Source organism: Paenibacillus sp. MER 99-2 (genome assembly GCF_023714095.1).
In the GTDB taxonomy this organism is placed as follows: Bacteria; Bacillota; Bacilli; order Paenibacillales; family Paenibacillaceae; genus Paenibacillus.
Map to the genome: position 1 here is coordinate 790,216 of NZ_JAMAUZ010000001.1, position 13,341 is coordinate 803,556.

General features: G+C 44.9%; 12 protein-coding genes. 11 read left to right on the plus strand and 1 reads right to left on the minus strand.

From position 1 onward, the window contains the following. The first annotated feature begins 114 nt into the window (after nucleotides 1–114). The 6 genes from M3636_RS03560 to M3636_RS03585 all read left to right on the plus strand — a co-directional run bounded on the left by M3636_RS03560 (nucleotide 115) and on the right by M3636_RS03585 (nucleotide 7,103). Complete coding sequence (locus M3636_RS03560; RefSeq protein WP_251381288.1) at nucleotides 115–1,326, plus strand: LLM class flavin-dependent oxidoreductase; 1,212 nt, start codon at nucleotides 115–117, stop codon at nucleotides 1,324–1,326. Nucleotides 1,327–1,537: 211 nt separating this feature from the next. Continuing rightward, nucleotides 1,538–2,818 (plus strand): ABC transporter substrate-binding protein, encoded by a 1,281-nt coding sequence (locus M3636_RS03565; protein ID WP_145408426.1) that lies wholly within the window; start codon nucleotides 1,538–1,540, stop codon nucleotides 2,816–2,818. Between the two features lie 3 nt (nucleotides 2,819–2,821). Further along, on the plus strand, nucleotides 2,822–3,694 hold the full coding sequence (locus M3636_RS03570) for a carbohydrate ABC transporter permease (RefSeq protein WP_174715302.1): 873 nt from the start codon (nucleotides 2,822–2,824) through the stop codon (nucleotides 3,692–3,694). A 34-nt stretch (nucleotides 3,695–3,728) separates the two neighbouring features. Beyond that, entirely contained in the window at nucleotides 3,729–4,544 is an 816-nt protein-coding gene (locus M3636_RS03575) for a carbohydrate ABC transporter permease (protein WP_128102687.1), read from the plus strand. 116 nt (nucleotides 4,545–4,660) lie between these two features. Next, nucleotides 4,661–5,878 (plus strand): MFS transporter, encoded by a 1,218-nt coding sequence (locus M3636_RS03580; protein WP_056696420.1) that lies wholly within the window; start codon nucleotides 4,661–4,663, stop codon nucleotides 5,876–5,878. A 598-nt stretch (nucleotides 5,879–6,476) separates the two neighbouring features. Beyond that, nucleotides 6,477–7,103, plus strand: coding sequence for a cell wall hydrolase (locus M3636_RS03585; protein WP_128104514.1), 627 nt, complete (start codon nucleotides 6,477–6,479; stop codon nucleotides 7,101–7,103). Nucleotides 7,104–7,223: 120 nt separating this feature from the next. On the opposite strand, the gene solA is transcribed toward M3636_RS03585, so the two are convergent. After that, nucleotides 7,224–8,369 carry an N-methyl-L-tryptophan oxidase gene (gene solA, locus M3636_RS03590; RefSeq protein ID WP_353056283.1) on the minus strand — a complete coding sequence of 382 codons (1,146 nt, stop codon included), beginning with the start codon at nucleotides 8,367–8,369 and terminating at the stop codon, nucleotides 7,224–7,226. Between the two features lie 186 nt (nucleotides 8,370–8,555). Between solA and yaaA the strand changes: the two genes are divergently transcribed. From yaaA to M3636_RS03615, 5 genes are all read left to right on the plus strand, one after another. Continuing rightward, nucleotides 8,556–9,311: a peroxide stress protein YaaA gene (yaaA, locus tag M3636_RS03595; protein WP_251381291.1), complete on the plus strand. Its 756-nt coding sequence runs from the start codon at nucleotides 8,556–8,558 to the stop codon at nucleotides 9,309–9,311. A 338-nt stretch (nucleotides 9,312–9,649) separates the two neighbouring features. After that, complete coding sequence (locus tag M3636_RS03600; RefSeq protein ID WP_251381292.1) at nucleotides 9,650–9,898, plus strand: hypothetical protein; 249 nt, start codon at nucleotides 9,650–9,652, stop codon at nucleotides 9,896–9,898. Further along, nucleotides 9,876–10,754, plus strand: coding sequence for a prohibitin family protein (locus M3636_RS03605; RefSeq protein WP_128102684.1), 879 nt, complete (start codon nucleotides 9,876–9,878; stop codon nucleotides 10,752–10,754). Before M3636_RS03600 ends, M3636_RS03605 begins: the two co-directional genes overlap by 23 nt. Nucleotides 10,755–11,338: 584 nt before the next feature. Further along, nucleotides 11,339–12,478: a WXG100 family type VII secretion target gene (locus M3636_RS03610; RefSeq protein ID WP_251381293.1), complete on the plus strand. Its 1,140-nt coding sequence runs from the start codon at nucleotides 11,339–11,341 to the stop codon at nucleotides 12,476–12,478. 15 nt (nucleotides 12,479–12,493) lie between these two features. Continuing rightward, complete coding sequence (locus M3636_RS03615) at nucleotides 12,494–13,072, plus strand: hypothetical protein (RefSeq protein ID WP_145408423.1); 579 nt, start codon at nucleotides 12,494–12,496, stop codon at nucleotides 13,070–13,072. The last annotated feature ends 269 nt before the right edge of the window (nucleotides 13,073–13,341 follow it).

Genomic DNA, 13,341 nt, shown 5'->3' on the forward strand with positions numbered 1-13,341 from the left:
GTTTCCCCTTTAAAAGGGCATGGAAAAAACCTGGGGACAAGAGGGCTCGAAAGGTTTTCTGTCACCGAAGTGCTTAAGTGGAACATTTTTAGAGCAATTTATCCATAGAAGGGAATGACTTTGGTGAGCGAACAGGAAGAGATGAAGTTTGGATGGTTTTTGCCAACAGCAGGGGATGGTAAGTATGTAGGAGTTGAACCAGAGCGAGCGCCGAGTCTGGATTATCTGGTTCAGGTAGCACAGACGGCGGAGACGGCAGGGTTCGAATTCGTGCTTATCCCAACAGGGGGAGCCTGTCTGGATGCGTGGGTTGTCGGCTCGGCTGTGATGAGCCATACCAAGACATTGCGTCCCCTTGTCGCTATTCGCCCGGGCCTGGTTACACCTGTTCTTGCTGCACGCATGGGTGCGGCGCTGGATCAGCTCTCGGGAGGCCGCGCCATGATGAATGTGGTTACAGGTAGCTCGGTTCGAGATCTGGAAGAGCTGGGTGATCCGCTGGCACATGCACATGATGAGCGGTATGTACGCGCAAGCGAGTATATGGAAGTCATGAAGCGTTCGTGGACCCAGTCCACAGGACTCAATCTGACTGAATTCGCAGGTAGCGGCGCACAATCGAATGCGGATGCGTCCAGTGATCCATATCCAGAGTTTAACGGGCAACACTATACCTTCAAAGGTCCAGTAGGCATGCCAGAAACGGTACAGAAACCTCATCCACCATTCTATTTGGGAGGAAGCTCCCCGATTGCGAAGCGAGTTGCTGTGGAGCATGCGGATACATTCCTCATGTGGGGCGAACCCCATGACTGGATCCAAGAGCAGATCGAAGAGATCGAGGTCATTCGTGAGCAGGTTAAAGCGGAAACAGGACAAGATCGTCAGATGCGTTACGGCATGCGTGCGCAAGTGCTCATTCGGGATACGGAAGAAGAAGCATGGGCCGCCGCTTGGGAGATTATTAGTAAAGTACCGCCAGAGGCAATCGAGAAGGCCAAAGCAGCCTTTGCCGAGACGGATGCTACCAACCAGCGTAGACAAAATGAGCTGCGGGAACTATCGGAGAAACAACAATTTGTTGTGGGTCCTAACCTGTGGACGGGCTTGTCTGTCGTACGCTCCGGCGGTGCAATCCTTATCGTGGGCACAGCTGAACAGGTTGCAGAACGCTTGATGGAATATGGAGATATAGGTGTGACCACCTTTATTCTCTCCGGGTATCCACATCTGGAAGAAGCCGAAATCTTCGGGCGGACAGTTATGCCAATCATTCGAGACCAATGGAAAACAAGACAAAAGCAGCACTCCGTTACTACCAACTAAGTAAGTTAACTTTTTTACACTTTAACGGAGAGGGCAGAACCGATCTGAAGAAGCGTAGCGCTCGCCTTTATCCCCGGATTTTAACCATTAAAAGAAATGATTCAGAGAAATCTGGGGATAACAGCGATCGGAAGATGGTACTGCACTCGGAGTGCCCAGTGTGAAACATTCGTAGAACTTACATTAATCATCCTTCAGGAGGTCGTATTTAATGAAAAATAAGAAAAAGTATATCCTGCCCCTTATCAGTATGCTGGTCATGTCCATCCTGCTGTCGGCTTGCGGCGGCGGAGATAACGCGGCATCCGGAGAGAATGATTCCTCGGGTTCAGGTTCAGGGAAAGTGAAAATCAGCTTCATCCACTGGCGTGGAGAAGATGTAGAAGCATTGAATAAGACCATCGACGCGTTTGAAAAGGAAAATCCAAACATCGAGGTAGAAATGCAGACATTGCCTTCGGATCAGTATCAATCCACCGTACAATCCAAAATCAGTGATGGTTCGGTCGGGGATGTCTTTGCATCCTTCCCGGGTGCCCAATTCGAAGCCTTCACCAAAGCTGGATTGTTCACAGACCTGACGGGAGCATCATTCTTGTCTGCTTTTAATTCGAAGCTGATAGAAGCAGGGCAACATGATGGCAAGCAATATGCAATTCCGTATCAACTCGTGTATAACGATCCTATCTATAATGTGAAGCTGTTTGAACAATATGGTTTAACACCACCGACGGATTGGGAAGGTTTCCTGGCACTGTGCCAGAAGCTGAAAGACAATGGCATCATTCCAATTGCTTTTGCCGGAGCGGACATTGGCCCAGGCCAATTCATGAACACGATGGTCATGAACAATGCGCCGAGTGACGACATTTTTACCAAAGTAGAAGCAGGCGAAGCTAAACTGACGGATGAGTTCTGGGTGAAAACGTTGACTCAGATCAAAGAACTGAACGATAAAGGATACTTCCAGCAGGATGCACTGGGTACGAAAGACCCTGCGGCAGGAGCGTTGTTTATTCAGGAAAAAGCAGCAATGCTCGCAAGTGGATCATATCAACTTGCTCAGAACAAGCTGCAAAACCCGAATCTGGAGCAAAAATTGCTTGCACCAATTACAGTAAGTGCCGATCAGGCGAAGTATGAAGGGGTGCACACCACCACATTTATGCTTGCGGTGAATAGCAAGTCGAAGCATCCGGAAGAAGCGAAGAAGTTCATCGAGTTCTTGAGCAAACCGGAAGTCGCTAGCGAGTATGCTAACCAGACCGGACAGAATGTAACGGTTAATGATGTAAAATACGATACACCTGAGCTTCAAGTTGCCGGAGAATGGGCAAGCAAAAAGACCGTGTTCCAGCCACGGTTCACCATCCTGAATGGAGATAACCAGAAGGCTGTTACAAACTCCATCCAGGCTGTACTAAGCGGTACTTCGCCAGAAGAAGCAGCGCAGCAGGCGCAGGCGATCATTGATCAGCATATCGGGAAATAAACGATGAAAAATCGTATTCAGCTATCCCTGTTTCTATTACCTGGGTTGCTGCTGTACGTTGGATTGTTCGTATTTCCTACATTGACGGGGCTGTTCTACTCCTTTACGGATTGGGACGGGGTATCCCCGTCGTATGCATTTGTAGGGCTGGATAATTATAAGGACAGTCTCAGCAGCATCGTATTTCGCAAAGCCTTTGGCAACAACGTTGAATTCATGTTAACGGTAGTTATCGCTCAAACGTTTATTTCACTTGTACTTGCCTTGCTCTTGGTTCGTAATACAAAGACACGTATTGTGCTTCGGGCGTTGTATTTCTTGCCTACCATTCTGTCATCTGTATCGGTCGGACTAATCTGGGCATTTATGTATGACCCATCCATTGGATTGATCAACTATGGCTTGAATGAGGCGGGTATGAGCAGTATAGCTCGTAACTGGATCGGTGATCCCAAGATTGCGATCTATTCTATCGCTGCAGTACAGGTCTGGGCTCATGCCGGACAGATGATGATTGTGTTCATCGCAGGTCTACAGGGCATTCCAGCAGAGTTGTACGAAGCAGCTCGAATGGATGGAGGCAGCAAGTGGCAGGTATTCCGCACGGTGACTTGGCCTTTGCTTGCGCCTTCAGCAACCATTGTTGTGGCATATACCACCATTCAATCATTTAAGGCGTTTGACCTCATTTTTACAATGACGGACGGCGGTCCGAACTATGCAACTGAAATTTTGACGACATATATCTATCATACCGCCTTTGGCAGCTATTCATTTGGTCTGGCTTCTGCCGGTTCGATGATCTTCCTCGTATTGCTCGCGCTTTTGACGCTGTTGCAGTTCAAGGCACTGCGCGCCGACAGGGTAAGCTATTGAGATTGAAGCAGATCTAAGGCAGAAGGGAGTTCGTATGGTTTTAAAATGGTTCAATCGACTAATTCTATTGGTGTACGCGTTACTCATCATTGTGCCGCTGTACTTTGTATTTGTGTCCTCGTTCAAAACAAGCAGTAATTTTTTTACCAGTCCATTTAGCTGGCCTGATCCATTTACGTGGGACAACGTCATTGGCATGTTTCGTAACCAGCCGATGTGGCAATATTTTGGAAACAGCTTGGTCGTGACGTTAGGTACGGTTGCAATTGAGTTGTTGCTAAGCAGTATGATTGCATACGCGATTGTGCGCTGGGGCGGGAGTGTAGGCAAAATCGTATTTGCTTTGTTCGTAGCAGGTCTGATCGTTCCTTCTCAGGTGAGTATGCTGCCGATTTATTCCCTAACACGTACACTGGGATGGTCGGACAGTCTGACTGGGCTAATCATTGTGTCCGCTGCAATGCTGATGCCTGTCTCGGTATTTATGTTGACCGGTTTCATGCGTATGCTTAACACAGAGATCTTGGAAGCAGGCAGTATGGACGGAGCCAGTGAGTGGAGGCTTTACACCAAGATTGCGTTACCACTTGCTGCACCATCGCTCGCGGCAACAGCAACATTCCTACTCGTTATGGTGTGGAATGACCTGCTGATTCCAATGCTCATGCTTACAAGTAAATCCAAGCTAACGTTACCGCTCGCGCTAATGCAGTTCCGCGGCGAATATGTGACCAATTATCCGATGATGCTCACGGGTGTGATGATTACAGCTATTCCAATGATTGTGTTGTTCCTTCTGCTCCAGCGTTATTTTGTTGCAGGTCTGACAGCAGGTTCACTCAAAGGGTAAGGTTATAGGAACAGATCAACGTATCTGCGTATTTTGCATTGATTTCTGCATCATTCTGCATAATAATGGTTTAGTGTGTCAGAATGATTACATAGAGATCAAGGGAGCTATGAGTGATGAGCAAACTGGAAGTATTGCGGAATCCCAAGCAGCGCAAGCTGCTGTTCAGCGCCGGCATGAGCTGGCTGTTTGATGCGATGGAGGTCGGCATGATCTCCTTCATCGTGGCTGCACTTGCCAAGGAATGGAGTCTCAGCCCTGGACAAGTCGGCGTGTTAACAAGTATTAACTCTATCGGTATGGCGTTAGGTGCCTTGCTTGCAGGTGCACTTGCAGACCGTTTTGGACGTAAGGCTATTCTGATGTGGACGCTCTTAATCTTCACGATTGCAAGCGGTCTATCTGCTCTGGCTACCGGATTTGCAGTCCTGTGTGCACTGCGTCTGGTTGCAGGGATTGGACTTGGCGGAGAACTGCCCGTAGCCTCTACATTGGTATCGGAATCCATGCCTACGGCAGAACGTGGGCGTGCGGTTGTATTATTGGAGAGCTTCTGGGCAGGTGGCTGGATTGTATCGGCACTCATTGCTAACTTTGTTATCCCAGAGTACGGCTGGCGAATTGCCTTTGCCATCGGAGCACTTCCGGCGTTCTATGCATTGTATCTGCGCCGTGCCATTCAAGACCCACCGCGGTATAAGAATCATACCAAGCTGCATAAAATCACGTTCCGCGAAAAAGTGGCTACTGTCTGGTCAGCACCTCATCGCCGTACAACGTTGATGCTGTGGATCTTGTGGTTTACCGTAATTTTCTCCTATTATGGCATGTTCTTGTGGCTACCTTCTGTAGTTATGGCTAAAGGATTTACGCTCGTGAAAAGCTTCCAGTACGTGTTGATCATGACGATTGCACAGTTGCCAGGATACTTTACCGCGGCGTACTTCATTGAACGTTATGGTCGCAAATTCGTGCTTGTCGTATATCTTACCTTGACCGCGATTAGTGCTATTGCGTTCGGGCTGGCAACGACGGAAGCAACGATCCTGGCTGCAGGAATCTGTCTGTCATTCTTCAATTTGGGAGCTTGGGGCGGACTGTATGCTTACAGCCCGGAATTGTACCCAACCTCTGTTCGTTCAACAGGCGTTGGACTAGCTACATCGGTAGGCCGGATTGGGGGCGTCATTGCACCATTCATGGTCGGTATGCTGGTTCAGCGAGCAGTTCCAATCAGCCTGATCTTCACCATTTTCTTCGTAACCATCCTCATTGGTGCAGCGGCTGTGCTGTTCTGGGGTCGGGAAACGAAGGGACAAGAGCTGGCTGAGTAAATTGTATTAGGGCGTGTCTTAAAACTCCGAAGGATTAGATTTTGCCGAATTTTCGTTCCAAACAAGGAAATTTTCAGCAGGCGTGCCGGGGCACGTCAAGGGAAATTGACGCAGGAGGGGGCGAAAAGGGGGTAAAAGATGCACTTCAGCGAGTTTTGAGAAACGTCCTAAATTCAAGCGCAACTTTTGTGCGGGTCTGTCTGCCTACGGAAATGCAGGCTGGACAAGCGGTACAAGGTTGATACAAGAAGAGGTGTGACCCTGATACGACCATGGGCTCATGCCTCTTTTTGTTATGTTCGAGACTCATTTTTTCATGCTCCATCGGTCCGATAGACGCCCCTTGGGTGATATCCTATAATGACACTCGGGATGTCGAACCGTGAGGATTCAGGGGAAAGAAGTGGGATCTGGATTCAGAAAAATGGAGGGTAATGACATGATAAAGCGTAATTTTGAAAAGAACCATACGAGTGAAATGAATGAAAAGAATATGATAAATCAACAGCATAGCGTGAGTGGAGGTTCTATAACCGTGAGTCGCAAAGTAACCCATCAAAGGGGAAGAAAAACGAACAAACGAGCAGGAAAGGTTGGTATGCTCCTCGGTACTTGCGCGATGGCTCTCGGTCTTACAGTGGCAGCCCCTTCTGCGGGAGCGCAGAAACTGGAACAAGGTGTTCGTAGTGAACATGTGCTGCAATTGCAGGAGCAATTAAGCGATCTGGGTTACTTTGACGCAGGAATGACGGGGTATTACGGTGCCATTACGAAGAGTGCTGTCCGCGAATTCCAACAGGCGCAAGGACTGAGCGCCGATGGTGTGGCAGGCCCGAAAACGCTGAACAGACTGAACCATAAGGTCAAAGCCGAAGGCAATACACTGCGCCAGCTCGCCAAGCTAATTCATGGGGAAGCGCGAGGGGAATCGTTTGAAGGACAGGTAGCTGTCGGAGCTGTGGTGTTAAATCGGGTACACTCGGGAGAATTCCCTTCGTCGATTCCGAAGGTTATATTCCAGAAAGGTCAGTTTACAGCAGTAGACGATGGGCAGTTCAATCAGAAGCCGACGGCAACCTCGTACAAAGCAGCACGTAAAGCCTTGAACGGCGCTGATCCAACGCATGGTGCACTCTATTATTACAATCCGAAGATTGCCACCTCGCTGTGGAGTAAGAGCAGACCAACACTGCTGACCATTGGGCAGCATGACTTTACAAGGTGAGAGTGAGTATTACTAAAATCAATTTTTGATATTAAAAGTGTTCATGAAACAGACGTGCAAGGACGCCAATCGATAATGATTGATGATGTCCGTGCACGTCTTTTGGATTTATAGTTATGATTAGATGCCGGTCTTGGAGAATCGGGACAGGGCAAACCTGCTAATATCCTGATCCGTATGCCCTGTCTGGACTAAGTCGGACAGGATCTTGCCAACTGCGCTTGCAAATTTGAAGCCGTGACCCGAGAAGCCGCCTGCAAGCCAAACATGCTCATGCATCGGATGATGATCAATAATAAAGTCCTCGTCGGGTGTCATTTCGTATTTGCATACACTGCCACGCTTCAATTGGCCAGCCGCTAGTGGCATTCGAAGCTCAAGCAGCCTCCGGAGTTCACCCTCGTCTGTTTCTTCCGCTCCGAATGGTGTCTGTTGCTCTCCTGGCGTCCATGTAGGTTCCGTATCATGACGGCCGATCTTCACTCCAGCCCCGCCGATACTGGGAAATCCATAATAGACACCAGCCTGTTCGGATATAGTGAAACCAGGAAAATGTTCTTCCCCGAACAATGCTTCCGGCGCATCAAACCATCCTACCGTTTTGCGAACGGCTCGAATCGGAAGATTCACAAACGGTTTCAATGTCTGAAACCAGGCACCTGTGCTAAGTATGAGCTTACTAGCGTGATATGTATCTCCTCCAGCGGTTTTTACGGATACGGATTGAGCTCCGCATTCCACATGTTCCACAAGGGTATGCGTTAGCAGGGTGGCACCTGCTTGTTCTGCGGCTTGCCGATAAGTCTGAACGCAGCGTTCACTGAACAGATAACCAGCATCCGGTTCATACATGCCTTCATAATGTTCAGGAATTGTAATCCCTGACCAGCGCTTCATCACTTCATTTGCACGCAGCATTTCATATCGGACTCCGGCATCATCTGCATGAGTCAAGCGGTCGCGAAACGAATGGAATTCTGGATTAACCAGGTTGATAACCCCTGAACGAACAAGCAGATTGTTGCCCGTTGTATCCTCTAGCTCTTGCCATAAATTCTGGGCAAGAAGTGCCAACGCGATGTAATCAGGCCCTCCGCTGTAGACATGGCGAATTAATCGGGACTCTCCATGATGGCTTCCTTCGGTATGTGGGGGATCAAAAGCATCAATCATCAGGGTTTTTAGCCCGCTTCGTGCCAGATAATAACCTGCACTCATCCCCATGGAGCCTGCTCCAACGATAATGACGTCATAGGATTGTGTAATAAGAGCTCCTCCTCTCGCGGATTGATCAGAATCGAATATTCTTCAGGATAATGTAGACTTAAAAGCCAGTTTGGTCAAGGGGCAGGAAGACCTGGGTAAAAGTTAATCTGCCTCATCATTGGATTCATCTGTCCAATCCTGTACAATGAATAACGACAAAACAACAGCAGATTAAGGATGATCACCATGATACGAATGATTATTTCACCAGCCAAAAAGATGAAGGTCGATACCGATCTGATGGCATCTAAGCAGTTACCCCAATTTATAAACGAAACTGAGCAACTCCTGAGTTTGCTTCAGAAATTAACCTACGACGAACTTAAATCAATGTGGAAGTGTAACGATGCTATCGCCGAGCAGAATGTGGAGCGAATTCAGAATATGAATCTGAAGACAAATCTTACGCCAGCCATCTATGCCTATGAAGGAATTCAGTATCAATATATGGCGCCTGGTGTTTTTCAACAGGAGGAACTGACGTATCTGGAGCAGCATTTACGCATTTTATCCGGCTTTTATGGTATGTTACGGCCTTTGGATGGTGTCACGCCATATCGGTTGGAAATGCAGGGCAAGTTGCAGGGGCCAGGATTCAAGTCGCTCTATCAATTCTGGGGCAGCAAATTGGCAGATCAGCTTCAATCGGAAAGTAACTGCATCCTGAATCTAGCTTCCAAAGAGTACAGCAAGAACATCACGCCTTTTCTGAGCGAGGAAACAGAGTTCATCACATGTGTATTTGGACAGATGGTCGAAGGGAAGCTTGTCGAGAAGGCAACGCGTGCTAAGATGGCCAGAGGTGAGATGGTACGTTATATGGCAGAACGTAAGGTTACAGATCTAAAGGACGTTAGAAGCTTTGATCGGTTAGACTTTAGTTTTTCCGAAGCGTTATCGGATGAGAGAACTTATGTATTCTTACACGTAGAGAGAAATTAGACTAAAATACATGGGCTTTCCTTTACATATGGTGAGGATTCTGTTATTAAGTTTGGATAAAACTAGGAAAAAAGAATTCGTATTAGAAGATGCCATCAAACGGATGGCTCTTTTTTGTGTACCCATTTTTAAAGCTGATTTGCCTAAAATAGTTCAATTATGGATGCTAACAAGCCTTAAAATAAGTTGGATCGAATCCTATTCAATGTTCTAAAGCTACAAGAAGTGCTAGATATTGTGAAACCGAATACGTATTTACAAAGTATATATAAATAAGGATATAACTTATTGTTATTAATTAGATGTACGGGGAAGTAACATATAAGTGGATGTGTTTAATGAATGTAGATGAAGCGCAGATGAATTTAACTATGGGGTTTCTTCGTACAGATCAGGTTTGCGCCGGATACAAAGAGAGGAGGACAAACATGCCATTTATTGGGGGAATCATTTTAATAATAATCCTAGCATTTATTCTATGGGCATTAATGATCCCGCTATTCAATAAAATAGGTAGTAGAATTCTGAAAAAGTACGATAAATTCAAACAAGAGGAGAATGCAGATGAAAAATTCAAAGACGTTTAGAGCAGGGGCCATTGCGGTTGCACTAGTTATTATTGTGGGCGTATTGCTGGTAACCTTCTTTGTCACACGAATTCCGAATGGTTATGTTGGGGTCGTGTATTCACCAAACGGAGGGGTAAAAGATAGTACACTGAGTCAAGGATGGAAACTCGTTGGAGCGTTTGATAAAGTGACGAAATATCCGATTCGAATTCAAACGGTTGAATACAGAGATATCCAGATTGCTACTTCTGATGGGAAAAACATCACAATCGATTTTGCTTACAACTACCAGGTAGAACCAAGTAAAGTATCTTCTATTTTCAACACATTTGGACCCATAAGCATTCAAGAAATTGAGGATACATATCTCAAAACACGTTTCCGTGACGCAGCCCGTAAAGGTATTTCCAAGTTTACTGTCATTGATGTGTATGGTGAAAAGTCATCCGAGGCAGGCGTAGACGTGCAACAACGTTTTTCTGATGATGTGAAAGAATTAGGCTTTATTGTATCAAACGTTACCGTAGGTGTTCCTCAACCTGATGCGAAAACTCAGGAAGCCATTGATAAGCGTGTCGAGGCTTCTCAAGAACTGGAACGTAAGACAACTGAACTTGAGATTGCGAAGAAAGAAGCAGAGCGCAAGCGCGTCGAGGCACAAGGTAATGCAGATAAATTATTGATCGAAGCGGAAGGTCAAGCCAAAGCAAATAAAGAACTTCAACAATCATTATCAAGTCAACTCGTTGAATATGAAACCATTAAGAAATGGGATGGGGCTCTACCATATGTAAGTGGATCTAATACGCCAATGATTCAGTTACCGGGTACTAAAGTAGAACAGAATAGCAACACGGGGAATGTAGCTCCTTAATTTGTGGTTTGAAATAAATGTATAACTGAATCCATTTCATAATACCTTTAGCTGCTTAAATCAAGGTTAGATACAGATCAAAACGGTTTGATTTGTCTATATCTAGTCACATAAAAAATCGTTTTAATGAGTTAAGAAATTGATTCAACTTTCTCACTAATTAAATGTGGTAAAAAAATAAACTCCACTTGTAAAATGAAAAGCAAGTGGAGTTTGAGCTGTAGCGCCATAACATTAAACTATTCCTGATAAGGTTTAAATTCAATGATTATAACTCCTTAGTGTTAAGATGGATAACGAGCGATATAGGCTCCGCAATCGTTTCTTCAGTGAGAAGAACGACTCAACTTCAGATAAGATCATACTAGCAAGTATTAAGAGCAACTGGATATAAAGAACTAGGTCTAAACGTCGGTATTTTAGACACGTACAATTCAAAATTTAACTACATAGGATGAAGGGGGATTCGTACTAGGACTTCAGTATAAGTTTTTGGTGGATAAATTTAGGAGTTATGCTGGATGAAACAAGATCAAGCTTCTGCTAACATGGGATAATCCTATTTTGAATGAGTTGAGAATCGTATGAGTACAATTAAAATCACCCCTGAACAGCTACATCACGTATCGACTCAGGTGGAGCAGGCGAGACAACAGTTAGAACAGATACGTGGTGAACTAACAAGGCAGATCATGTTTGTCCGAATGATGTGGACGGGGGCAACACAAGAGCGGTTTTTCTATGAATTTGAGCGATCAGGTCCTATACTTGATAAGGCGTTAGAGAGTATGGTCAACACCTCTAAGGAATTAAAGGTCATCGCCACACGTTTCGAGGATGCAGATGCTCAGAGTGTAAGTCTCGGTGGTGCAGCTGGAGCTGTTGGCGCAGCAGCTATGATGACCAATTCAAGTGGTACTGGCTCAGGTGATAAAGGCTACCGGATGGCTCATGTTAATTTTTATGGTAGGTGGATGTGGCTGCCTGTCAATGAGAATGGTGTTGCGGATCAGGCCTCTCTACAAGCTTATGAGAAGGATCAAGGACATCTGGATTTTAATAAAATGCAAGCTGTGAATGTCGAACCTCCTGGAGAGGACATATTTGCACTCCAGATTAAGGCATTTGAGCTCGGTATTGATCCATTTTCGGGTAGACCTGTTTCAGAGGATTATGCAAAATGGATGGTTATAAGTCTGAAGGCTGGACAGATTTTTATGGGATTTCAAATGATTCGTGGGAGCATACCTGGCCGCCAAGGGCCTCTCCGTTTGCCATCTTCCCATTCCTCCGTAAAGAAGATGAAAGGATATATTGAGGAGGCCGAAAAGGCGAAGAGAAAGAGTTCAGAAAAAGCAGGGTCGGCTAATGGCGGGAATGGTGAAACTGGGACCGTTTGGGATAATATCAAAGGAACACAACCTAATAATCCAGGTACAAACATTCCTAAATCATTTGAAGTATCAGTGAATGGAGAAAAGTATTGGGTAAATCCAAATGCTACTAAACATATGGTAGAGTATTCAACCAGAACTATATCGCATGGACAAAAGTTAACTGAACAACAATTATTAACTAGTTTTCAATCATCTGTAAAAGAAGCTACTAAAAAGGGATACAAGTTTAATGAACCAATAGTAGTTAGCAATTGGGAATTAATATTTAGTCCATCTAGGGAAGCTGGGCAATTACCAGTCATTAAACATGCCCTTTATATACCTTAAACAGGGAGGAAGAAGATGCTGAAATTACAAGGAATATCACAAGATGAGATGAAATCTTATTTGGAGACAGACTTTTACGTACCAATAACCGTTGAGTTTCCTTTAAATGATATTTCATCAAAGGAGTTATTTTATTACAGGGTACTTAATAACAAATCATCTTTCATTGAAGTTAAAGTGAACAGCGAGTCAAATAAAATATTTTCTATTACAGTAGTATCTATCAACGATATTGAATATTCTTCAAAAGAACTAACAAATGTTAGTGATATACCTAAATCTGTTGGAAATCCAATAATTGATGTTGATATATGGAACGGTAAAAAGATCATAGACTCAAAAGATGATTTTAAAGTCATGTATGGTGATAATAAGCTATTTCTTCTGCTAGAACGCATCGAACAAATTACGCAAAGATTAGTTTTACCAAATATTGAGTTACTATTAAATAAGGGTGATGAGATTGTGGGATATATATTCTATGATATTCCGGTTGATAAAAGGAAGGACTTAGAAGAAGGGATTGTTGCTTCTACGAATAAAACCTCGTTCACCACACTGAACAGGTCGGAAGGGCTACCCAGACCCGAATAAATTCATCATTTAGCCATAACACAACTAACCAATGTAATACCTGTAAAAAGATTTCGTCAATACGAATGTACGGCACATAGAATGATTTAATTCTATAACCTAAGTAACGCTTTACCGATACATCAAACAGGTTGATTATGGTCAGATGCCACCGTAATTGACCTGTTTTTTTGTATCTTTGTTTTTGCTTTTAGAATCGCAACTTATTCAGTGATAGTGGCTTAAGTTGTTTTACAAGTTTTCTCTAAGGCACCATGCACCAAAAATTT

Bases quoted from the DNA above. Each gene is read 5' to 3' on its own strand.
- M3636_RS03585 (WP_128104514.1), top strand. From the start codon at position 6,477: ATGCTCCTCGGTACTTGCGCGATGGCTCTCGGTCTTACAGTGGCAGCC.
- M3636_RS03600 (WP_251381292.1), top strand. From the start codon at position 9,650: ATGAATGTAGATGAAGCGCAGATGAATTTAACTATGGGGTTTCTTCGT.
- M3636_RS03580 (WP_056696420.1), top strand. From the start codon at position 4,661: ATGAGCAAACTGGAAGTATTGCGGAATCCCAAGCAGCGCAAGCTGCTG.
- M3636_RS03615 (WP_145408423.1), top strand. From the start codon at position 12,494: ATGCTGAAATTACAAGGAATATCACAAGATGAGATGAAATCTTATTTG.
- M3636_RS03610 (WP_251381293.1), top strand. From the start codon at position 11,339: ATGAGTACAATTAAAATCACCCCTGAACAGCTACATCACGTATCGACT.
- M3636_RS03575 (WP_128102687.1), top strand. From the start codon at position 3,729: ATGGTTTTAAAATGGTTCAATCGACTAATTCTATTGGTGTACGCGTTA.
- M3636_RS03605 (WP_128102684.1), top strand. From the start codon at position 9,876: ATGAAAAATTCAAAGACGTTTAGAGCAGGGGCCATTGCGGTTGCACTA.
- yaaA (WP_251381291.1), top strand. From the start codon at position 8,556: ATGATACGAATGATTATTTCACCAGCCAAAAAGATGAAGGTCGATACC.
- M3636_RS03560 (WP_251381288.1), top strand. From the start codon at position 115: ATGACTTTGGTGAGCGAACAGGAAGAGATGAAGTTTGGATGGTTTTTG.
- M3636_RS03565 (WP_145408426.1), top strand. From the start codon at position 1,538: ATGAAAAATAAGAAAAAGTATATCCTGCCCCTTATCAGTATGCTGGTC.
- M3636_RS03570 (WP_174715302.1), top strand. From the start codon at position 2,822: ATGAAAAATCGTATTCAGCTATCCCTGTTTCTATTACCTGGGTTGCTG.